The sequence below is a fragment of the Agrilactobacillus composti DSM 18527 = JCM 14202 genome (assembly GCF_001436375.1).
Classification (GTDB): Bacteria; Bacillota; Bacilli; order Lactobacillales; family Lactobacillaceae; genus Agrilactobacillus; species Agrilactobacillus composti.
The window spans coordinates 232,226-253,056 of record NZ_AZGA01000088.1 but is presented as its reverse complement, the minus strand read 5'-3'; the positions used below and the strand labels follow the sequence as shown (position 1 = coordinate 253,056).

General features: G+C 45.1%; 21 protein-coding genes. 8 read left to right on the top strand and 13 right to left on the bottom strand.

Going from position 1 to position 20,831, the window contains the following annotated elements; translation table 11 throughout:
• Positions 1-24: 24 nt before the first annotated feature.
• Together FC83_RS16335 and FC83_RS16330 are read right to left on the bottom strand one after the other, a co-directional pair.
• Positions 25-2,694 carry an ABC transporter permease gene (locus tag FC83_RS16335; RefSeq protein WP_057003033.1) on the bottom strand — a complete coding sequence of 890 codons (2,670 nt, stop codon included), beginning with the start codon at positions 2,692-2,694 and terminating at the stop codon, positions 25-27.
• Positions 2,695-2,709: 15 nt separating this feature from the next.
• The gene (locus FC83_RS16330) at positions 2,710-3,414 is read right to left on the bottom strand and encodes an ABC transporter ATP-binding protein (RefSeq protein WP_035450629.1); all 705 of its coding nucleotides are present in this window, start codon (positions 3,412-3,414) and stop codon (positions 2,710-2,712) included.
• Positions 3,415-3,541: 127 nt separating this feature from the next.
• Between FC83_RS16330 and FC83_RS16325 the strand changes: the two genes are divergently transcribed.
• Positions 3,542-4,168 (top strand): TetR/AcrR family transcriptional regulator, encoded by a 627-nt coding sequence (locus FC83_RS16325; RefSeq protein WP_035450631.1) that lies wholly within the window; start codon positions 3,542-3,544, stop codon positions 4,166-4,168.
• A gap of 21 nt (positions 4,169-4,189) precedes the next feature.
• Positions 4,190-4,681: a GNAT family N-acetyltransferase gene (locus FC83_RS16320; protein ID WP_057003032.1), complete on the top strand. Its 492-nt coding sequence runs from the start codon at positions 4,190-4,192 to the stop codon at positions 4,679-4,681.
• 76 nt (positions 4,682-4,757) lie between these two features.
• On the opposite strand, the gene FC83_RS16315 is transcribed toward FC83_RS16320, so the two are convergent.
• From FC83_RS16315 to FC83_RS16305, 3 genes are all read right to left on the bottom strand, one after another.
• Positions 4,758-5,543, bottom strand: coding sequence for a hypothetical protein (locus tag FC83_RS16315; protein WP_035450632.1), 786 nt, complete (start codon positions 5,541-5,543; stop codon positions 4,758-4,760).
• Between the two features lie 183 nt (positions 5,544-5,726).
• Positions 5,727-6,521 carry a hypothetical protein gene (locus FC83_RS16310; RefSeq protein WP_057003031.1) on the bottom strand — a complete coding sequence of 265 codons (795 nt, stop codon included), beginning with the start codon at positions 6,519-6,521 and terminating at the stop codon, positions 5,727-5,729.
• Positions 6,522-6,640: 119 nt separating this feature from the next.
• Positions 6,641-8,044 (bottom strand): aspartate ammonia-lyase, encoded by a 1,404-nt coding sequence (locus FC83_RS16305; RefSeq protein WP_082622609.1) that lies wholly within the window; start codon positions 8,042-8,044, stop codon positions 6,641-6,643.
• A gap of 386 nt (positions 8,045-8,430) precedes the next feature.
• Here FC83_RS16305 and FC83_RS16300 point away from each other — a divergent pair, with 386 nt between their 5' ends.
• Positions 8,431-9,540, top strand: coding sequence for a phosphonoacetaldehyde reductase (locus tag FC83_RS16300; protein WP_057003030.1), 1,110 nt, complete (start codon positions 8,431-8,433; stop codon positions 9,538-9,540).
• Between the two features lie 66 nt (positions 9,541-9,606).
• Here the strand turns inward: FC83_RS16300 and FC83_RS16295 are convergent, their stop codons facing one another.
• A complete protein-coding gene (locus FC83_RS16295) occupies positions 9,607-10,374 on the bottom strand; it encodes an acetoin reductase (protein ID WP_035450640.1) in 768 nt (255 codons plus the stop codon).
• A 197-nt stretch (positions 10,375-10,571) separates the two neighbouring features.
• Between FC83_RS16295 and FC83_RS16290 the strand changes: the two genes are divergently transcribed.
• Positions 10,572-11,018 (top strand): Lrp/AsnC family transcriptional regulator, encoded by a 447-nt coding sequence (locus FC83_RS16290; RefSeq protein ID WP_035450642.1) that lies wholly within the window; start codon positions 10,572-10,574, stop codon positions 11,016-11,018.
• Between the two features lie 3 nt (positions 11,019-11,021).
• On the opposite strand, the gene FC83_RS16285 is transcribed toward FC83_RS16290, so the two are convergent.
• The gene (locus FC83_RS16285) at positions 11,022-11,513 is read right to left on the bottom strand and encodes a MarR family winged helix-turn-helix transcriptional regulator (RefSeq protein WP_152537661.1); all 492 of its coding nucleotides are present in this window, start codon (positions 11,511-11,513) and stop codon (positions 11,022-11,024) included.
• Between the two features lie 108 nt (positions 11,514-11,621).
• Here FC83_RS16285 and FC83_RS16280 point away from each other — a divergent pair, with 108 nt between their 5' ends.
• From FC83_RS16280 to FC83_RS16265, 4 genes are all read left to right on the top strand, one after another.
• Positions 11,622-12,563, top strand: a complete 942-nt coding sequence (locus FC83_RS16280; RefSeq protein ID WP_235184162.1) for a quinone oxidoreductase family protein — start codon at positions 11,622-11,624, stop codon at positions 12,561-12,563.
• Between the two features lie 173 nt (positions 12,564-12,736).
• Positions 12,737-13,111, top strand: coding sequence for a hypothetical protein (locus FC83_RS16275; protein ID WP_035450648.1), 375 nt, complete (start codon positions 12,737-12,739; stop codon positions 13,109-13,111).
• A 75-nt stretch (positions 13,112-13,186) separates the two neighbouring features.
• Entirely contained in the window at positions 13,187-13,861 is a 675-nt protein-coding gene (locus FC83_RS16270) for a response regulator transcription factor (RefSeq protein WP_057003029.1), read from the top strand.
• Entirely contained in the window at positions 13,854-14,909 is a 1,056-nt protein-coding gene (locus FC83_RS16265) for a HAMP domain-containing sensor histidine kinase (RefSeq protein ID WP_035450650.1), read from the top strand. The genes FC83_RS16270 and FC83_RS16265 overlap by 8 nt, the downstream gene beginning before the upstream one ends.
• 44 nt (positions 14,910-14,953) lie before the next feature.
• On the opposite strand, the gene FC83_RS16260 is transcribed toward FC83_RS16265, so the two are convergent.
• From FC83_RS16260 to urtC, 6 genes are all read right to left on the bottom strand, one after another.
• Positions 14,954-15,625: a hypothetical protein gene (locus tag FC83_RS16260; RefSeq protein ID WP_052004416.1), complete on the bottom strand. Its 672-nt coding sequence runs from the start codon at positions 15,623-15,625 to the stop codon at positions 14,954-14,956.
• A gap of 25 nt (positions 15,626-15,650) precedes the next feature.
• Positions 15,651-17,054: an MDR family MFS transporter gene (locus FC83_RS16255; protein ID WP_057003028.1), complete on the bottom strand. Its 1,404-nt coding sequence runs from the start codon at positions 17,052-17,054 to the stop codon at positions 15,651-15,653.
• Between the two features lie 153 nt (positions 17,055-17,207).
• Positions 17,208-18,215: a HoxN/HupN/NixA family nickel/cobalt transporter gene (locus FC83_RS16250; RefSeq protein WP_035450652.1), complete on the bottom strand. Its 1,008-nt coding sequence runs from the start codon at positions 18,213-18,215 to the stop codon at positions 17,208-17,210.
• A gap of 21 nt (positions 18,216-18,236) precedes the next feature.
• Positions 18,237-18,923 carry an urea ABC transporter ATP-binding subunit UrtE gene (gene urtE, locus FC83_RS16245; RefSeq protein WP_035450654.1) on the bottom strand — a complete coding sequence of 229 codons (687 nt, stop codon included), beginning with the start codon at positions 18,921-18,923 and terminating at the stop codon, positions 18,237-18,239.
• On the bottom strand, positions 18,923-19,720 hold the full coding sequence (gene urtD / locus FC83_RS16240) for an urea ABC transporter ATP-binding protein UrtD (protein WP_052004417.1): 798 nt from the start codon (positions 19,718-19,720) through the stop codon (positions 18,923-18,925). The genes urtE and urtD overlap by 1 nt, the downstream gene beginning before the upstream one ends.
• Positions 19,692-20,813, bottom strand: coding sequence for an urea ABC transporter permease subunit UrtC (urtC, locus tag FC83_RS16235; protein WP_200868825.1), 1,122 nt, complete (start codon positions 20,811-20,813; stop codon positions 19,692-19,694). The genes urtD and urtC overlap by 29 nt, the downstream gene beginning before the upstream one ends.
• Positions 20,814-20,831 lie beyond the last annotated feature (18 nt).

The following is a 20,831-nucleotide window of genomic DNA, read 5'->3' as shown; positions in this document are numbered from 1 at the left end:
AAGTATGCTGGTTCATTGGCAATGTTAATCCACTGATTTCAAGGCTTCAAGCATATCCACACTTTGGATTTTGCGATTCATCATGAACATGACGATCAAAGAGAAGAGAATGGTTAAAATGATTGAGATGAGTAAGTTGGCCCAGGTGACACCCGGGGCGGTCATGGTATTTTCTGGAGGTAAGACACTCATGATATAAGCGTGAAATCCCCAGCCGGCCGCAAGCCCAGTGGCAATACCGACGCCCGTTAAGATATTGGTTTCCCGGTAGATATACATTAAGACTTCTTTCGGGTAAAAACCCAGGACTTTTAAGGTGGACAATTCCCGCATCCGTTCGCTGACGTTCACATTGGTTAAGGTGTAAAGTACCACAAAAGAAAGCAAGGAGGCACTCAAAATAATGACAATGACCAAGTTATTGAGATTGCTCAGGATTTTGGTCACCGTGCGTTTAGATTCCGCCGCTTGCACGACTTGTACCGAGGCATTGAGGCGGCTGAAGTCAGCAGCGAACTGATTGACTTGGGCCTGCCCATGGGAGGTTAGGGTGATTAATTGGGCATTATAGCTGGGGGCTTGATGGAAGACCTGTTGGTAATAACTGGCGTTCATATAGAGATAATGCCCCACATACATTTTGGTGATGGCCTTAATTTTTACCCGGCGCGTGGTGCCATCGGCTAAATGGACGGTTAAATAATCCCCTTTTTGCACATGATGGGTTTTGGCAAGTTTCTCAGAAATGATTGCGCCTTGACTGTTCAAGGAAAGCTTGGCGTTGGTTTTGGAATCTTGAAGCTCAATGTAGTTCTTCAAAGTGGCGGTATTTTTAGGAACCAGGACTTGAATATTTTCTTTCGTATTACCATTGGTTGTATAAACCTGGCTGAAAGCCGCGGTGGCATCCTTTTTAACGTGGGGATCATTGGTGATAAAGTCCGTGACCCGCTTAACTTGGGTATCCGTGGCTTTATTATTGTAGACGGCAATGGCATCATAGTGGACAATTTCTTTAAATTGATGATCGATGATGCCATTTAAGGAGTCGCGAATCCCAAAGCCGGTGATCAAGATGGCAGTGGCCCCGGCGATCCCAACAATGGTCATGAACATGCGGCTCTTGTAGCGGAAGAGGTTACGAGCCGTAACTTTCTTGGAAAAGCTCAGATGATGCCAGATAAAGCCGATGCGTTCTAAGAAAATCCGGGAACCAGAGCTAGGCGGTTTAGGCAGCATCAATTGGGCCGTAATTTCTTTTAGGGCGGCCCGGGCGGCTAGCCAAGCGGCCAAGGCGGTGGACGCCAAAGCGATGACTAAAGATAAGACGATCAACCAGGGATGCCAAGCCAGTTGGACTTGGGTAAAATCAAAATTAGCGGCATAAGCCTGGAAGATGACTTTTGGCAATAACACTAAGCCTAAGCCTGACCCAAATACGGTCCCTAACACGGCGGTCCCAGCGCTATAAAGTAAGACTTCCCGCATTACTTCGCCTTTGGTATAACCTAACGCTCTTAAGGTACCCATTTCAATGCGCTTTTCTTCAACCATGCGCTGCATGGTGGTGAAGCTCACCAGAATGGCGATGAGAAAGAATAAAATTGGGAAACTCTTACCCAGGGCGTCGATCCGTTGACTGTCTTCACCAAATTGATTGTAACCGTCATTAAAGTCATTGCGACTTTGAATCAAGAGGTTCACATCAGCCAGTTGGCCTTTGGTGGCCTTGGCCGTATCAATTTGAGTTTGGGCGCGATTAAGTTGGGTCCGTTGCCCATCGATTTGGGCTTGTTGGGCATTGAGTTGCGCCAGTTGAGCGGGTGCGCCTTGGCTACCCAATTGCTGCTTGAGCGTATCCAATTGGCCTTGGGCGGTTTGAACTTGCTGCCGGCCGGCTTGAACATCCGCCGTCCCAGTAGTTATTTGGGTGGTGAGGGTTTTGTTCAACGCCTGAATCCGTTGGTGGTTGCGGCGGTTTAAAACAGGTTGCAAGGCGTCAACGTTTTTGGTGATCTGATCTTCATATTCAGCGGAATAAGCTTGCCCTGAGACATTATTGAAGGTCAGACGGGCCAAATTTTGGGTGTTGGCTTTAAAGGCACCGGCTTTAACGAAGCCAAAGCCGTAGAGCTGCCCACTGCCGGCACTGGTATTGCCAATGTTATCTGTTTTAATAAATTCCGTAGACTTCACAAAGCCGCTGATTCGATAAGTTTTTTGTTTTAAGTTATAGGTGCCGGCGGTTTTGGCAGTGGCCAGGTGGATCTGGTCGCCAATTTGATATTGGCCTTTGAGGCGGTTGTTTAAGACAATTTCACCAGCGTTTTGGGGCTGTTTACCGCTGACCAAAGTGGTCTTAGAAATGGTCTGGGGCAAACTTTCGATGCGTAACGCATGGTTGCTGTTTTTTAATAAAACGTCCGTACTGTTGCCAAACTCGGCTTTGGCCACGTGCTTGAGATTGGTAATGGTGCGCCGGTCGCCTTGATTTAAATTCAAAGGCGTGGTGACTTGGGCATCGGCCAAGTTTTCTTGATGGTACCGCGCTTCAGCGGTTTGCCGCATATTACTGCCGGTGACATTTAAGCCAATCAAGACGAATACCCCTAGGGTCAATAAGGCGGTGACCGATAAGAAGCGGGGTAAAGAATGGCTAAATTCCCGGCGAATGTTTTTATTCAGTGTCTTCATGAAATTATTGTCTCCTTACCACTCTAAGTCAGCAACTGGTGTTGGTTGGTCATTTCTGGTATCCGTTTTGACCTGACCATCAAAAATCTCAATCACATGGTCAGCCATGGGCCGGATCATGCTGTTATGGGTCACGATGATCACGTTTTTCCCAGATTGGCGCACGAAATCCTGAAATAACTGGAGAATACTTTTACCCGTGTGATAATCTAAAGCCCCGGTTGGTTCATCTGCCAGTAGTAAATCGGGATTTTTAGCCATGGCTCGGGCGATGGCCACCCGTTGCTGTTCCCCACCGGATAATTGAGCTGGAAAATTTTGACTCCGGGATCCCAGGCCCACCTCTGTCAAAACCTTTTGGGGATCAAGGGCATCATTAACAATTTCAGAGGCTAATTCCACATTTTCTAAGGCAGTGAGATTAGGGACCAGGTTGTAAAATTGGAAAACAAAGCCAATTTGTTGGCGGCGATAAGTGGTCAAGGCCCGATTGTCCAATTGGCCCAAGTCAGTGCCGTTGACAACAACTTGGCCGGCCGTCAATTGGTCCATACCCCCTAATATATTCAATAAGGTGGACTTACCGGCCCCAGAAGCGCCTAAGATAATAGTGAGTTCCCCTTTTTGGATGTCAAAAGAAATATCTTTGTTAGCGGTAACGGCATTTTCCCCGGCACCATAAGTTTTGGTCATATTTGTCACGGAAATAAAATTTGTCATAAACTTGCCTCCAAAATAATTTGTCGTTATAATGAACAACGTGTTGATAATAATTTATATTCGTAGCTTAAGCTGTTCACGACGACAAAACAATAGGCAAAAAATCAGAAAGTGTTGAGTGATTATTATGACAACAAAAGCAGAGGCTTTCCAACAAACGGACCAATTGATTCGCCAGACCTTCATTGAATTAGGGGCCAGTAAACCAATTTCTAAAATTACCATCAGTGATATTACCCGGCAACTAGGGATGAATCGGGGGACTTTTTATCTTCATTACATTGACAAAGCCGCCTTGATAACTGCCATCGAAACAGATTTTATGACCCAGCTCACCGAAATTTTAGACAAAGAAATTGGGGAGACAATGCATATTGAGAATTATTATGCCGGCTTTCCCTATCCCATGTTGACTGAAATTTTTGAGTTGATCGACCAACAACGGGCTTTATTGAAGCTGTTGGTTGGTCCCAATGGGGATCCTTATTTCATCATTGGCGTCCGGGAATTACTGTTAAAAAGCTTGTTGCAACAAGTCGCCCATTTAAAAGGCCAAGCAGGTTTTCGAGGGGACTTGCCGGATAATTATGTGGGGGAGATCATTGTGTCTGGTATCTTAGATATTGTCATGATCTGGCTAAATGAAGCTAAACCCATTTCTAAGGCCGCGGTCATTGATATTATGATGAAAACTCGATTTTTATCGCCATACCAACTCTTGGGTTTACCCGACAATAAAAAAACCAGCGATTAGCTGATTTTCAGGAGGAATATGATGAAGATTCACTATCGCCCTGCGGAGATGCAGGATTTAGCAACTATTATGACCATTGAACATAGTGGTTTTACTGACGACGAAGCGGCAACTATCAATAGCATGCATGATCGGATTGAGCGGATCAGTGACACTTTTTTGGAGGCTGTGGATGAACAAGGGGCAATTTTAGGGTATATTGTGGGTCCTAGTTTTAACCAGCGCTATCTCACTGACGCCCTGTTTGATAAAACCGTTCCCAATAAGCTCAGTGACCAGTACCAGACTGTCTTGAGCCTGGTAGTGCAGCCGCAATTTCGCCGATTTGGCGTCGCCAGTGGGCTGTTGGCCCAACTGGCAAAAGTTGCCCAACAACAAGGCCGCCAAGCCATCACCTTAACTTGCTTGAAAGCATTAGTGCCTTTTTATGAACGGAATGGTTATCAAAATGAAGGGGTGTCTAGTTCCGAACACGCCGGGGAAGTTTGGTATAACATGGTTTTAACGCTGTGAATATAAAAATCGCCCCAGCATCGCAAATTATCGGTGCTGGGGCGATTTGATTATTGATGAGTTTAACAGCCTACGATTAAGGATTTAAAGGATCATATTTGCCATTATCCACATAGGATACTGCGCCATTGGAATAGAATGTCCATTGGTCGTCTGTCCCTAACTTCACGTAAACATTGCCATTTTTAAGCGAGGTGGTGTCAAATATTTGATAATATCCAGGTTCCGCAAAGGTGCTGACGGCTTTATTGATATCGGCCATATTGAATAGCATTTGACCAGCGTAAACATGGGTCGTTGGAGCGACGGCAATCAGATTCTTGCCGGCAACCCACTGATTATTGCCAAGGTCATAAGCGTAATTGGCATAAGAGCTGGCTTCCCGATTAATCTTCCAAAGCTTGATATTGGTAGCTAAGGTTTGACCAGATGGCTGGGTTAATTGGGGATCATGATAGATTTTGGCGGGTTTGTTATAACTATAAGCCAAATAGTCTGTTTCATAAGTCGTCATGGCTAAACCAGGAATTAAGTCCTTGGCTTTGACCCATTCATTGTGACCTAAATTATACATTACATCGGTACCATCACTGGTTCTAGCCACGGCTGTAGCGCGCCAAGAGAAAATTTTGGTGTTCAATGTTTCGCCGGTTGGTGTTTGAGCGCTGATATCGGTGTAAACTGGTGCCGGTTGAAACCAGGAATCAACCAGGCGATCGACTTGCGTGACTTTAAGGTTGGTGTCTGCGGCCTGAACTTGCTGCCCCAGTGTACTTAACTGAGCACCGACTAGGATTAGTAAAACAGTTAAAGCGCCAAGCATGCTTTGCCATAATTTAATGTGTTGTAATTTTGAAACCATTCGAATTCCTCCCTTAGAATTAAATTGATGTCACCTCCATACTACCGCATTCTGTAGGAAATGGCGCATCATGATAGTATCTAAAAAAATCGCACGCGCCAGTTACTTGAATGACCTCTCAATTAAATTTGAGGTTATCCTGAGTAACTCAGCTAATGCGATTATTTATTTGGATATTTTTGATCAAGGATTGATAGTTCTAAATCTGCCATTGGCGGCATAGGCTAACGCACCCATGCTAACGTAAACCCATTGGCTATCTGTGCCTATCTTAGCGTAAACATCTGCGTTGGACAGAGAGGCAACGTCGACGACTTTGTAATAGCCATCGGTCTTAGCAAAACTAGCCACGTGGTTGATATCTTGCATGTTCATCATGGCTTTGCCAACATAGACATGGGTAATTGGTTCAATCGGGGCAAAATACTTGGCAGCCACCCACTGGTTATTGCCTAGATCATAGGCGTAAGTCGGATAACTTGGCCAGAAATAAGTGATGCGATTAATTTGCCATAGCTTGATATTGGTGGCTAAAGTCTTACCCGTGGGCTGGGTCAATTGGGGATTACTGTAAATTGGCACTGGCTTGTTATAACTGTAAGCCATTGTGCCCTCTACATTTGGGTTAATTGTTAAGTCCGGGATCAAGTCTTTGGCTTTGACCCATTGGTTTCTACCGAGATTGTACATATAATCCACACCGTTACTAGTTTTAGCAACAGCCGTCGCCCGCCAAAGAGAGACACCAATGCTTAACTTTTGGCCAGTAGGCGTTTTGGCACTGAAATCTGTGTATACTGGGGCCGTGATGTATCTAGAATTTACAAGGCCATTGACTTGGGTAATTTTCAGATTTGGTGCTGCCGCCTGGACTTTGTCAGTCGGCTGACTGAATTGTGCGCCCAATGTCAATAACAATATGACCAAAGCGCCAACCACATCCGAGCATGATTTGACGTGTTGAAAATTTGTAACCATAAAAATGCCTCCCCCAAAGATAAATTTATAGACACTTCTATCATACCTGTTTTTAAGAGTATAAGGGGATGTGGCAACAAAAAATCCGAACCAGCGACTGCCCGTTCGGATTACCTATCTTAATGATTTTGATCAGCCGTCAACTCAGGCGTGCTGGTCTGCTTGGCATTGGTTAAAGATGCTTTGGAAAATAATGCGGTTAAAGTTACTTCGTCAAAAATGCCTTTTTCCCGTAATAAGGTTTTGATAGGTGTTTCGGTTGTCAGGGCTTCTTTGACTAGGGTGGTTGTCCGGGCATAGCCTAACTTAGGGGCTAAGACGGTAGCACTGATGGCAGAGTTTTGCACATCGTGGTCGCACTTAGCGGTGTTTACGGTGATGCCGGTAACACAGTTGGTGATCAGGGTATCAATAGCCCGGGTTAGATAAGCTTCACTTTGCAAAATGTCCCGGAAAATAATGGGCTCAAAGGCGTTCAATTCTAATTGACCGGCTTCGGCTGCCATGCCCACGGTCACGTCATGGCCAATGACTTCAAAGGCGACCTGATTCACGACTTCGGGGATGACGGGGTTGACTTTGCCAGGCATGATGGAAGACCCGGCCTGCTTAGCGGGCAGGTGAAGCTCATTGAGACCGGCCTGGGGACCACTGGCCATCAGGCGCAGGTCATTGCTGACTTTTGACAGGTTGACCGCTAGGGTTTTTAAGACCCCGGAAAATTCAACAAAGCTATCGCAATTCTGCGTGGCATCCATTAAATCCGGCGCTGAGGTCAAATTTAGACCCGTTAACCGGTTTAAGGTGGCCAGAATATTTTGTTGATAATAAGGACTGGTATTTAGACCGGTGCCAATGGCCGTTCCCCCTAAATTCACACTTTGCAGGTCGGCTTTGACTTGAGTTAAACGTCTGAGGTCCCGTTTGAATAACGCCCCATAGGCATTAAAGGTATGGCCGAAGGTGGTGGGCACAGCATCTTGCAGCTGGGTGCGGCCTACTTTGATGACGTCTGAATAGGTTCTTGCCTTGGCTTCCCAAGCGGTCACTAATTTAGCCACCATGGCTTGTAATTCCGATAACGCCTGTAACATAGCCATTTTACCCGCGGTGGGGAAAACGTCATTGGTGGATTGGCTTTGATTCACATCATCATTAGGATGAACGAATACTTGAGGGTTTAATTTCATGGCTAGCTTGGCGATCACTTCATTCACATTCATATTGACAGAAGTCCCGGCACTGCCCTGGATAGCTGGGGCCACCAGCGCATTGGTATACTTGCCCAGCAATAATTGATTGCAGGCGGCCACGATGGCCTTGGCCTGTGGGATACCTAGGCTACCGGCCTTTAGGTTGACCAGAGCCGCGGCTTTTTTGATTTGAATCAAGTTGTTGAAAATAAGTGGATTGGTCTTTTCCGAACTGATCGGGAAGTTATGTAGCGCCCGGGTTGTATGGATGCCGTAAAGCAAGTCATCATCAAGTGTTAAAGAACCAATACAATCTTTTTCAATATGCATGAAAGAAACTCCTCTCGAATTTAAAAAAATATAATGTCAGTAAACATAACATATACCAACGGAGGCTATCATACTGTATACTTGCTGATATGTCAACTATTTGGGCTATTATATTGTATTAGACCAATTTTAAATGACGTAATATAATCCGAATTTTAAATAATTACTGGTTTAACTTAAGATTATTAGGCCGAGGCCAGATATATAGCGATTACACAGCTAGAAAAAGTACATATATTTTAAAAATTTGATAAGAAAAGCTGACAAATCAGGGCTCCGAGGATTGACGAAACAGGCACATGATGTTAACTTAATTGACGTAATGAGAAGTGCTCATAGAAAATTGTAGCAGTGAAACATAAAAATCCTGGCTAGGAGGCCGCCGTATGCTTGAACAAAAAACTGAAACAATCACTTTACAGGATTTGCCAATACAATTACTAGAAAGTCTACAAAATCTAGGTATCCGAAAACCGTTGTTAGTCTGTGATGCGGCTTTTGACACCTCGACAATTGTCCAGCAATTATTGGCGTTACCAGGTATTGAGATGACAATGTTTCATGACTTTAAAGCTAATCCAGATTTTAATGCTGTGATTCAAAGCATCGAAACTTTCAATATTAATGGTTGCGATGGCATCATTGCCTTGGGTGGCGGTAGCACCATGGATGTGGCCAAGGGGACCAAAGCATACTTGGGCGTCCGCCAGTTTCCGCTGGTGCAACAATTGGTGGGGGATAACCAAACGCCTTTGATTGCTATTCCCACCACGGCGGGGACGGGCAGTGACGCCACGCATTTTGCGGTACTTTTTAAACAACATGTGAAGTATGCTGTGGAATCCCCTAATCTATTACCCACCAAAAGTTTACTGGTACCGGCGTTACTAACCTCCTTAAGCCATTATCAACGTAAAGTGGGGATGCTGGATACGTTGTGCCAAGCCATCGAGTCCTATTGGTCCTTGAAAGCTACGGCTGAAAGTCGCAGGTTGGCTAGACAGGCAATTCAAGGCTTTTTAGATAACTATCAAGGTTTTTTGACCAACACGCAAAGTGGAAATAAGGGGATGCTGCTGGCTGCTCATACAGCGGGTATGGCCATTGATATCACGGCCACTACGGCACCCCATGCCATGAGTTATCAATTGACGGCCCGTTTTCAACTGGCCCATGGCCATGCAGTAGCGTTATGCCTACCTAAAGTTTGGCAATATATGGTAAACCAGTTGCCACAAATAAGCTTGTTGGAACGGGCGCCGTTACAAAATGAATTTCAAGAATTGGCTGAATTACTGGGTCAAAAGTCACCTCAGCAGGCTATTCAATGGTTTGAAAACTTGGTGGCTGATTTAGATTTAGTCGCCCCAGGACCAGTAGCGGTGACCATTGTTAAAGCCATGGTAGCTGAGGTCAATGTCCAACGGCTGCAGAATAATCCCATGCCATTAGATAAAAACGCATTGACCACGATTTATAATGCCATCTTAAATTAAAAAAAGAAGCCCGACAGCAATTTCAATGTTGTCGAGCTTCTTGTGGTTTATGACAGATAATGGGGCTTAAACGTAATCGATGCCACCATCCACGATCATGGTTTGACCGGTGATATAGTTGGCTTTCTCACTGGCTAAAAATGACACTAAACCGGCCACGTCTTGTGGGGTTTCACCTCGACCGAGGGCAATGCCATCAATGAATTTTTGCAAGGAATCGCCGAGGGGCACGTCGTGGATTTCGCTCATGCGTTTGTCGATCAAATCCCACATTGGGGTGAGGACGATACCGGGGGCATAAGCATTGACCGTGATGTGGTCCTTGGCTAATTCCTGGGCCGCAGCTTGGGTCAAACCCCGGATGGCAAATTTAGTGGCTGAATAGGGGCCAAGCAATTCGATGCCCTGGTGCGCGGCAATGGAGGCGGCGTTAATGATTTTACCACCGCCCTGGGCCCGCATAATGGGGGCGACGGCTTTGAGGCCGTAGAAAACGCTGTTGACATTGATCTTGAAAATCTTATCAAAATCGGTCGCGCTAGTCTCTTCCAGCGTGCCCACCTGGGCGATGCCAGCATTATTCACCAACACGTCAATGGTGGGGAAGTGCTCGTGGGCCTTGTCCACCAGGGCTTTAAAGGCGGCGGCATCAGAGACATCGGCCACCAGGGGTAGGCTATCAACCCCCAGGGCCTTAATTTCAGCAGCGGTACTTGCGGCGGTTTTTTCATTCAAATCCGCCACCACAATATTGAATCCATCCTCAGCGAGTTGTAACGCGATACCCCGACCAATGCCTTGGCCGGAACCAGTGATAATAGCAGTTTTCGTCATAGTAGATAGCCTCCAATTTTGGGATAGCGCTATCATAGCACCAGGCGCCCATTTCTGAAAGCGATAAAACTTGTGAAATAAATAACACTAAGTTGGCAAGATTATTTGCGCTGGGGATTGAAATGAGCTACTATAAAACAAATATGTTAGCTAATATGACGTAAACGGTATTGGTATATTTGAAAGGTCGGATTCTAATGACAGACAGCCACAATCGCTTGATCAATCTCCTACAACAAAATGCTCGGGCCACCATTACGGAACTCGCCAAGAAACTATTTATTTCCAATCCTTCGGTTTCAGCGAAGCTACATAAATTAGAAAAAGAGCATTATATAACAGGCTATCAAGCCCAGATCAACCATCGCAAACTGGGTTACCATATCAAAGCCTATATCATGATCAATGTGGCGCCGGCAGACAAACCGGATTTTCAGCAATACATTGAGGCATCCCCCAATATTATTTTTGCGGATGTCATCACCGGTGCCTATTCTATTTTGATGTGTGCCTATTTCCAAGAATCTGAAGATTTAGAAAACTTTATCAATGAAGTTCAACGTTTTGGCCGTACCCAAACCAACATGGTCTTTTCCACGCTACTAGCCCAGCGGGGCATTGCCCTAGATGAGTCGGATACTTAAGGCTCAAAGGGCCTGGCTAAGTTTTTCGATCACTTTGGTGGCAATTTGAATGTCTTGGGCACTGAAGGTGGCTAAAGCCTGTTGATAATGCTGGGCTTCAATGACATGCATCTTTGTATGGAGTTCAGCCACTTGCAAGCCCGTGGCGGAAATATCTAAGATGATTTCTTTATGGTTGTTAGCCCGTTTTAGCTTATGGATCAAGCCGGCCTTGGCCAAGCGATTGATATACCGGGAGAACATCCCCTGAGTAAAGGGCATCTGTTCCGAAAGTCTTTTATAGCTCAAGGGTTCCACTGCATCTGCTAAGGCACTTAAAATTTGGCCCTCCGAGTGGGTAAGCTTCAGTTCATATAAGCGGGCTTGCAGTTCTGGACTTATTTGGGTCTTGAGCTCAGTCATGGCTTGGGGCCAGAAGTCTTTTTTAAATTGTTCATGCTGGGCATTCACTTGGCGAATAGCGTCTTGGAGCTGTTGATACAGTTGGTCCATCATGGGTCACCTCTAATTAGATTACTGGTAATAAATAATTATTGCAATTTAAAAAAATCGCTGTATACTCATTATATATTACCGGTAAACAAAAATAAAGAAGAAGGTTATATGATGAAAGCAGCCTTAGTAGAATCATTTAAAGAAGACCCGCAATATAAAGACTTTGCCGCACCCAAACCAACGGATACCCAAGTGTTAATCAATGTAAAAGCCGCTTCCGTGAATCAATTAGTCAAGGCCAAAGCCGCAGGCACCCACTATTCCAGCCATGTCCAGCCCCCAATTATCCCCGGCGTAGATGGGGTGGGACAGTTGGACAATGGCCAAATGGTTTATTTTATGGCCACGGACCCAGTGTATGGCACTTTAGCTGAACAAACCTTGACCGACAGCCGGGCCATGATTCCCGTGCCTGAATATGCCGACCCGGCGGTGGTAGCCGCCTCGGTCAATCCGGCCATGTCCAGTTGGATGGCCATTAAAGAACGCGTCGGCGACATTCAAGGCAAAACAGTATTAGTTCTAGGCGCCACTGGGCATGCCGGAAGCTTAGCCGTGGCCGTCAGTAAGTATCTGGGGGCGAAACAAGTCATTGCTTTAGGCCGAAATCAGACGAAACTGGCTGCCTTAGACAGTGACGTGCAGATTCCCTTAACAATGGATGCTGCCTTTAAGACGGCTATTGCCAAAATCGCTGATTCAGTGGATGTGGTATTGGATTATTTATGGGGAGATGTGAGTCAAAATGTCATGATGCCCTTATTAACTGCCCGCGCTGATCATAGCCAAGCCTTAACTTGGGTGGAAATTGGCAGTATTACCGGCTCAGACCTAGTTTTACCGGCAGCAGCTTTGCGGTCCACCAACTTGACCTTGCTGGGTAGTGGGCAAGGTGGGATTGCCACCAAGACTTTTTTAAAGGATTTACCCGAATTGATCAACCTGATTGCTAAAGGGCACTTTAACGTAGCTGTGGATGTGCGGCCCTTGGCCAACGTTCAGGAAGATTGGCAGGCCAAAACCGATAAACGTTTGGTGTTTGAACCTTAATATTGTTGTCTAGTCTCAGGGGAGCGGCGTCGTGTCTAACGCCGCTTTTTTTAAATCCTAAACTTGAATTGTTTTTAACAATACAGCAACATTTCTTTAGTAATCTATAAATATTCTCCTGACATAATGGGACCATAGCTAAATAAAGCCACGTTAAACAGGAGGAAAAAATTATGCAAAAACAAAATTTCGTTTCAATGATCCTAGGTACACTGGGCGGGGTTATCTTCGCTTTAGGGATGTGTATGGCGCTATTACCTGAGTGGGATGCCATGACCCCTGGAATTATTATGGGGGTTACCGGACTGATTATCTTTGGTATCACGGCCTTGATCAGACGCAAAATGCTGGGTAAACCAATGCCTAAACTTAATTTGCGGCAGATGTTGATTGGCTTACTCGGTCTGGTGGCGCTGTTGGTTTTTGGTACTGGAATGGCACTGAGCCTCGTTGCTGGCAGCTTGATTATTGGCATTGTTGTAGGTATCGTCGGGATGTTAATGTTGTTGAGCTTGATTCCGATGATTAAAGGTTTTGCTAAGAATTAAGGACAAATACACTTAGTTTGGGCCAGCAATTGCTGGCTTTTTTGCTATAATAAAGACAATTTGGAGGAGATAAGTATGGCGACAATATTGATTGTGGAAGACGATCAAGATTTAAATCACACGGTGACAACTTTTTTACGACAGCATGATTTTCAAGTGTATGGCGCGCTGTCTGCCGAAGCGGCTTATGACTTAATGTATAAGCACCAATTTGATCTGATTATTTCAGACATTATGATGCCGGATGTCGATGGGTTTGAGTTTGCCGAAACGGTCCGGAAATTAAACGAAAATATTCCCATTATCTTCATGACGGCTAGAGACGATATCGGCGCCAAACAACGGGGCTTTCGCGTTGGTATTGACGACTACATGGTCAAACCCATTGATTTAGATGAAATGGTCCTGCGCATTGGGGCTTTGTTTCGCCGGGCGAAGATTCAAACGGCTAAGCAATTAACCTTGGGAGATTTTCGCATGGATGTGGATGAACGCCTAGCCTATTATCAAGATATCCCCATTGAGTTTACCCTCCGGGAATTTGATCTGGTCTATAAATTGCTGTCTTATCCTAAAAAGACCTTTACCCGGGGGCAATTGATGGATGAGTTTTGGGATGCGGATACCAATACTAGCACAAGGACCGTGGACGTCTACATGACTAAGATCCGGGAAAAATTGCGGAATGTCACGGAATTTCAAATTGTGACGGTCCGGGGCTTGGGTTATAAGGCGGTGCCAAATGAATAATGATTCGCAAGTTAAACGCAGTCTTTTTGGTATTGGGAATTATTTAGTCTACTTTTTATCCAGTGCGTTAATTGTCACCGTTAGCACCAGCCTTATATATCAAGCACAACCACAAGATACGGACCAGCTACGCCGCCGCGCCATTTTAACTCTCATTGCCATATTAGCTCTGGCCTTGGTAATGACATTGTTAAACGGTCTGTGGCGGCGCTACACCATTGGTCGACCGGTGAAGGCCATTTTACATGCCACCGAACAGCTGACCAAGGGGGACTTTGATGTCCGTATTGAACCCTTCCATGGTTTTGAAAGCATCAACGAACTCGATGCAATCATTTCGAATTTTAATATCATGGCCGCCGAGTTAGGCAGTGTGGAAGCCCTGCAGTCAGATTTCATTGCCAATATTTCTCACGAATTAAAAACACCTTTAGCGGTGATTCAAAATTATTCCACCATGTTGCAAGATTCAAAACTAGATGCTGAGACCAGACAGATATATACAAAGAAAATTATTGCATCCACTCAGAAATTCAGTGTCTTGATAACTAATATGATGAAATTAAATAAGCTGGAAAATCAATTGATCATCCCCAAACGGGATAACTTTTTATTGAATGAACAATTAGCCGCTGTACTGGTGGAATTTGAAGGTCTTTGGGAAGGCAAGGGTATTGATATTGACGTGGACATGCCCGATTTACGAATCACCAGTGACCGGGCTTTATTGGCCCTGGTTTGGAACAATTTGATTGCCAATGCCATTAAGTTTAGTCAACAGGGGGACAAAATTACCGTTAGTTTGACGCCAAGTGCCGCTAACCGGGTGACTGTGACGATCCAAGATACGGGTGCGGGGATGAGTGATACAGTACAGCAACATATTTTTGATAAATTTTATCAAGGCGACAAAGCCCATGCCGCCAAGGGCAACGGCTTAGGCCTTGCGCTAGTATCTCGAGTGGTCAAGATGTTAGCCGGGCAGATTGAAGTGACCAGTCAATTAGGCGTCGGCTCAACGTTTAAGGTGACCCTGCCAGTTAAATAGCCAATGAAATAGCCCATCAAAACCCAAGGCTAGGTTTTGATGGGCTATTCGTGTGCATTGGTTTTGAGAACTATTGCGGCTTTAATCAACATGACAATGCCAACGCTGACAATCAAAAGGCCGATTCCCATGCCGAAAAGACCGGTGGCAGCGTTGGTAGTTGGGCTATTCTCCGAGGAAAGTAGGGCATATTGGGTCAATACCACGGCCACCGCCCCGTCCACAATACTGACCCCTTTTAAGAACAGCAACGGACGATGGGCCAGCTTGCGGACTTTGAAAAAGCTCACGGCGGCCATGATGATTTTGTAAAAGCCAATGGTCGCCACAGCAATGGCCATGATTTTAGTGAAGTGCACCGCATAGCCACCCCGATACATGATCAAAGCACAGCCGCCAAAACTTAAGCCTAATAGCGTGAAAAGTAGACCACTGATGCCAAGCCATTGGCTGTCAGGCTGAGCTGCGGAACGTCTGACTTGATGCTTTTGATCTCTAAGTTTGGTGTAATAGCGTAAAAGTAACAAGCGCATTGCCAGCAAGATAACGTAATAACTGCCAAAAATCAGCAACCACCAGGATTGGATATAAAGACCCAGGGCAATTTTGACCAGAGCCAAGACGAAATTGTTAAAACTGGCCATGGCACTGTATAAGGCCATGCGATCGGACTTTTGGCCCGCATGGCGGGTAAACAGTACTTTTAACTTAGCCATGGCGAGTTCTCCTCCTCATATATCACTAGGCCGCTGGGGTTTTGGCACGCTTTGTGCCGATGAAGACAATAATGATCATAATTGCCATAATTACTGCCAAGCCGATAAAGGCAGCATTCATGCCTTGGGCGCTGGCTAATACTTTTTGGCTGGGGTGATTGAGATTGGAAACATAAGTCATGATGGCTACGGAAATGGCCGCACCCACAGCCCCAGCGATGGTTCGCAGTGTGGTCAATAACGCAGAGGCAGAAGCGATGGCATCATTTTTTAAGGTGGTGACACTCCAAGTCACAATCGGCATCATCACACAAGCCAAGGCACAACTGCGGACGGCCCAAGCAATCGTTAAAACAATAATACTACTATTGTTAGTTAAATTGGTCATAAACAAGCTACTGGCAAACATCAAGATTGTACCGGTCAAGGCCAAGGGGCGAATGCCAAAACGATCATAAAGTCGACCAGTAATGGGACTCATAATGGTCATCAGTAAAGACCCCGGTAGCATCATCAAGCCTGAAATGGTGGCCGATGAGTGGTGGACGCTTTGAACGTAAATTGGTAAAAGCGTTGAAGCCGCAATTAATACCGCATACAACAAAATGCTGGTGATAATAGCAACGCGAAAATTGTGATTACGAAAGGCGGTTAAATCTAACAGGGGTTGGTCCACTTTACCAGAACGCCAGACAAAACCGATGCCTGCTATGACGGCTAGCAGTAAAGGCAGGCCAATTTCAAGGCTAAAGAAATTGGTGGTACCCAAGTTACCAAAGCCGATCAAAATACCTGTGAAGGCGACACTAATGAGTAGAAACGATGGTAAATCAAAGGCAATCTTTTTATTGGGTAGGACGTTTTTCACTGCTACCAGGGCCAACACAATATCGATCAATGCAATCACCAAACCGACCCAGAAAATAATCCGCCAACTCATGTAATCAATCAACAAGCCCGTTAAGGTGGGGGCGATGACCGGGGCCGCACTGGCAGCCAGCCCATAAATACCCATGACAGCCCCCTGTTTTGATTGGGGGTAGATGGTTAAGATGACGACTTGAGTCAAGGACAATAAGATGCCAGTGCCCATGGCTTGGATGATCCGGCCCAGCAATAAGACGATAAAGACAGGGGCGATTGCCGACAGCAGTGAGCCCAGTGCGAATAAGGTCATACTACCGATAAATAAAATTTTTGTTGGCAAGCGCTTGATTAAAAAAGCAGTAGCTGGAATCATGATACCCATGGCTAACGAAAAGCCACTGGTGAGCCATTGCCCAGTGGTTGCTGAAACTTGGAAATCTTTCATGATATCTGGCAGTGCGGTTGTTAGAGCAGTTTGTAACAGTGACGAGATCATCGTGCCAATCAGCATCACTCCAAAGGTTAAGTTACGTGCTTTTGTGGAAATTTTAGTTTTGGCCATATATTGCCATTACCTCCTAAAGTGTTTTGTACTAAAGCAATATACGGTTCTTTTGTTAAGCTGACGTTAGTGGATTGTTGCTAGTAGGTTAATTTATTAAAAGTTGACAAAAAAATAACCTCAAGGATACGAGGATATTTAATAAAAATACTATTAATAAGGCGTATCGTATTTCTTAGCAATAACTGAACGCCAAATACCGTAGGCGACCAACCATAAGAGCATAAAAGCTGCGACTAATCCAAAACCAAGCCAATTAAAGTCTATAGCTTGTAACCAATGCCAGAATAAGCCCTTAAAGTTAAACAGGTTACCAGTGACCTGTAGGAGTTCCACAACTCCGATACTGATAGCCGCAAGGACGGAAACACTTGTGATCACAATGTTGTAATAGGCCTTACGAATCGGCGTGTCAAAGGCCCACTTGTAAGCCCCAGACATCATGACGGCGTCGGTGGTATCCATTAAACTCATACCGGCGGTGAAAATAATTGGCAGGGCAATAATACCGATCAAAGGCAAGTTGCGTTGGGAGGATTGCGCTGTCAAAGCCAGCAGGGTGATTTCTGAGGCAGTATCAAAGCCTAATCCGAAAAGAAAACCAATGGGATACATTTGCCAACTGTGTTTGATAAATTTGAATAAAGGTTTCAATAAAGTTGTTAACAATCCCTTTGGCGCTAATAAATCATCTAAATTTTGCACCGCAGTGGGTTTGTTATGTAATTGACGCACTGATTTGAGCAAGTGCCAAAGGACGAATAGATTAAAGATGGCCACCAGGATCAAAAAAATACCAGATACAAAAGAACCTACAAAGCCACCAACTTTTTGTAGGACAGGTAAATGGGTGCTGACCCAATTGACAGAAAGTCCCACGGTGATTGACATTAACAACACCACGGTTGAATGCCCCAGGGAAAAATAAAAGCCCACCCCCACGGTTTTTTGATCTTGTTGGATAAGTTTACGCACGGTATTGTCAATGGCGGCGATATGGTCCGCATCAAAGGCGTGGCGTAATCCTAAAATATAAGCCAAAATGCCAATGGCCCAAAAGGCCGGATAATTGCGACAGGCAATGGCTAGGCCCAAAAAGCCTAAGAGGTGCAATAGGCCGATGCCCCCATAGTAGGGCAGGCTCTGCCTGATTTGTTTCATGAGTACCAACAACTCCCTTTGCTATAAAGCCAGTGTATGTTTTAATTGCGTTTGGTCAATAGTTGCCGTTGGACCAGACATTAATATTTGCCCTTTTTCTAGCAAATAACATTGATCGGCAATTTTTAAGACAAATTCCAAATACTGTTCCACAATCAAGATGGCCATTTTATCTTTCAATTTGGTGATGACATCCCCGATTTCTTGGATCACCGAAGGCTGAATCCCTTCAGTGGGTTCATCTAAAATCAATATCTTCGGATCGGTGACTAAAGCTCGGGCAATGGCTAGTTGTTGCTGTTGACCCCCAGATAAATCACCGCCGGGACGATTTAAAAAATCCTTTAGGATCGGGAATAGATCAAATATATAGTCGGGGACATGTTGGGTTTGGCGGTTGGCTTCTAAGCCGATGCGCAAATTGTCCTGAACGCTCATATTTTGGAAAATGTCCCGACCCTGGGGAACATAGCCGATACCAAAACGTGCCCGATCGTAAGTGGGTAAGCTTAAGAGGTCTTGGCCGTCTAGACTCAAGGTGTCAGCTGAAGTTTGAATAAGCCCCATGATAGCTTTGAGGGTGGTGCTTTTGCCCGCGCCATTACGCCCTACCAAACAAGTCACTTCGCCAACATTGGCCTGTAAACGGATGTGATCAACTACCCGGCCCTCCCCATAAGTGGCTGCTAAATTTTGCAAGGTTAACATTAATCCTCATTCCTTCCCAGATAAACGGCAATGACTTTGGGATTATTTTGAATGCGTTCAAAACTACCTTCATCTAAGACTTGGCCTTCGTGGAAAACAGTAATATTGTCGGCAATATCTTGGACAAACTGCATGTCATGTTCCACGCAAATGATGGTGCAGTTTTCTTTGAGTTTCAGCAACAACGCCTCAGTGCGTTCGGTTTCGTTACGGCCCATACCGGCTACTGGTTCATCTAACAATAATAGACGAGGTTTAGCAGCTAATAAAATACCGATTTCCAGCCACTGCTTTTGGCCATGGGATAAAAGAGCAGGATATTGGTCTTGCAAGGCTTCTAGACCAATCAAATGCAAAATTTCTTGAATGCGGGTTTTTTGAGCAGTCGTGAAGTGACTGGTCAGCGCCTGCCAAACGGAATATTCTTTGGCCACCGCCAGACTAACATTTTCCCAAATGGTCAGGGCGTTAAAAATACTGGGCGCCTGAAATTTGCGAGCAATACCTTGTCGAGAGATGTCGTAATCTCGCATCTTTTCAATGTTTAGACTGCGTTGACCTTCATAGTAAGTGATTTGGCCACTGGTGATCGGACTTTTACCACAAATAGCATCCAAAATCGTAGTTTTTCCAGCCCCATTGGGACCGATAAAACAACGAATTTCATTTTCATAAACAGTTGTCGAAACATTTTTAATGGCTTGAAAATTACCAAAGGAAATGCTGATGTCTTTTAAGTTTAAAATTGGTTTGGCGCCTGCTTGAGGATTAGTCTTCTTTTGAGGTTTTAGCAACATTGTTTTGGACCTCCTGATTTAAATTAGGGTTTGTTTGGTGCTGTCGAATCTGCCGGGCAACTTTGCGATTAGCTAGATAATGGGGGATAGCTTTTAATCCCATAAAGCCTTGCGGGAAGAGCAAGATGACGATGATAAACAGGGCCCCGATAAAATATGACCACAGGGATGGAAAGTAATTACTGATGACGGTTTTAAATTCATTGACCACCAAGGCACCGATGACCGGTCCCAAGAGCGTGGCTTTGCCGCCAATAGCTACCCAAATCACCATTTCAATGGAGAACATGACACCGACATCACTGGGGGTGATGATACCCACTTGTAGCACATATAAGGCCCCGGCAACGCCAGAAATTGCGGCGCTTAAGCCGTAAATGAAAATTTTATAGGCCGCCGTATTATAGCCTGTAAAACGCAGACGGTTTTCACTATCCCGGATAGCGATGAGCACATTGCCAATCTTATGATGGATCAATTGATAGGCCAAAAAGTATACTAAGGCCAAAATAAGCAGGGTCACATAAAATAGGATCAACCGACTTTTACCGGTATATAAGCTGGCACCCATGAAATTAGAGAAATTGGTCAGACCGTTGGAACCGCCGGTAAGAGACTGACTGCCCACCAATAGGACTGAAAAGACGACTCCTAAAGCTTCAGATAGAATCGAAAAGTAAACGCCTCTGATGCGATTGATAAAGGTTAATGCGCCAATCAAGATTGAAATCAACACCGGGACAATGATGACTAAGGCCAAGGCGATGATTGGGTTCTTGAAAGGGACCCAGATCCAAGGTAATTGGCTAATACCACTGCCCGGTGAGCGCATGAAGTCAGGCAGATTCGACCCACTGGCAGCGAGTTTAAGATACATGGCCATGCAATAAGCCCCCAGGCCAAAATACACGCCTTGGCCTAAACTTAAAATCCCGGTATAGCCCCAAAGCAAGTCCAGGGATAAGGCGATGAGGGCAAAACACATGAACTTGGTGAATAAACCCACTTGAAACATGGAGAAGATAAACGGAAAAATGAGTAAGAAAATAAACAATAAAATTGCACCGTATACGGGTGATTTACTTTTGGTCATGGCGGTCCTTCCTTTCGA

What these genes read in the sequence shown, in the direction of transcription:
- FC83_RS16335 (WP_057003033.1), bottom strand. Translation starts at nt 2,694, where the DNA reads ATGAAGACACTGAATAAAAACATTCGCCGGGAATTTAGCCATTCTTTA.
- FC83_RS16330 (WP_035450629.1), bottom strand. Translation starts at nt 3,414, where the DNA reads ATGACAAATTTTATTTCCGTGACAAATATGACCAAAACTTATGGTGCC.
- FC83_RS16325 (WP_035450631.1), top strand. Translation starts at nt 3,542, where the DNA reads ATGACAACAAAAGCAGAGGCTTTCCAACAAACGGACCAATTGATTCGC.
- FC83_RS16320 (WP_057003032.1), top strand. Translation starts at nt 4,190, where the DNA reads ATGAAGATTCACTATCGCCCTGCGGAGATGCAGGATTTAGCAACTATT.
- FC83_RS16315 (WP_035450632.1), bottom strand. Translation starts at nt 5,543, where the DNA reads ATGGTTTCAAAATTACAACACATTAAATTATGGCAAAGCATGCTTGGC.
- FC83_RS16310 (WP_057003031.1), bottom strand. Translation starts at nt 6,521, where the DNA reads ATGGTTACAAATTTTCAACACGTCAAATCATGCTCGGATGTGGTTGGC.
- FC83_RS16305 (WP_082622609.1), bottom strand. Translation starts at nt 8,044, where the DNA reads ATGCATATTGAAAAAGATTGTATTGGTTCTTTAACACTTGATGATGAC.
- FC83_RS16300 (WP_057003030.1), top strand. Translation starts at nt 8,431, where the DNA reads ATGCTTGAACAAAAAACTGAAACAATCACTTTACAGGATTTGCCAATA.
- FC83_RS16295 (WP_035450640.1), bottom strand. Translation starts at nt 10,374, where the DNA reads ATGACGAAAACTGCTATTATCACTGGTTCCGGCCAAGGCATTGGTCGG.
- FC83_RS16290 (WP_035450642.1), top strand. Translation starts at nt 10,572, where the DNA reads ATGACAGACAGCCACAATCGCTTGATCAATCTCCTACAACAAAATGCT.
- FC83_RS16285 (WP_152537661.1), bottom strand. Translation starts at nt 11,513, where the DNA reads ATGATGGACCAACTGTATCAACAGCTCCAAGACGCTATTCGCCAAGTG.
- FC83_RS16280 (WP_235184162.1), top strand. Translation starts at nt 11,622, where the DNA reads ATGATGAAAGCAGCCTTAGTAGAATCATTTAAAGAAGACCCGCAATAT.
- FC83_RS16275 (WP_035450648.1), top strand. Translation starts at nt 12,737, where the DNA reads ATGCAAAAACAAAATTTCGTTTCAATGATCCTAGGTACACTGGGCGGG.
- FC83_RS16270 (WP_057003029.1), top strand. Translation starts at nt 13,187, where the DNA reads ATGGCGACAATATTGATTGTGGAAGACGATCAAGATTTAAATCACACG.
- FC83_RS16265 (WP_035450650.1), top strand. Translation starts at nt 13,854, where the DNA reads ATGAATAATGATTCGCAAGTTAAACGCAGTCTTTTTGGTATTGGGAAT.
- FC83_RS16260 (WP_052004416.1), bottom strand. Translation starts at nt 15,625, where the DNA reads ATGGCTAAGTTAAAAGTACTGTTTACCCGCCATGCGGGCCAAAAGTCC.
- FC83_RS16255 (WP_057003028.1), bottom strand. Translation starts at nt 17,054, where the DNA reads ATGGCCAAAACTAAAATTTCCACAAAAGCACGTAACTTAACCTTTGGA.
- FC83_RS16250 (WP_035450652.1), bottom strand. Translation starts at nt 18,215, where the DNA reads ATGAAACAAATCAGGCAGAGCCTGCCCTACTATGGGGGCATCGGCCTA.
- urtE (WP_035450654.1), bottom strand. Translation starts at nt 18,923, where the DNA reads ATGTTAACCTTGCAAAATTTAGCAGCCACTTATGGGGAGGGCCGGGTA.
- urtD (WP_052004417.1), bottom strand. Translation starts at nt 19,720, where the DNA reads ATGTTGCTAAAACCTCAAAAGAAGACTAATCCTCAAGCAGGCGCCAAA.
- urtC (WP_200868825.1), bottom strand. Translation starts at nt 20,813, where the DNA reads ATGACCAAAAGTAAATCACCCGTATACGGTGCAATTTTATTGTTTATT.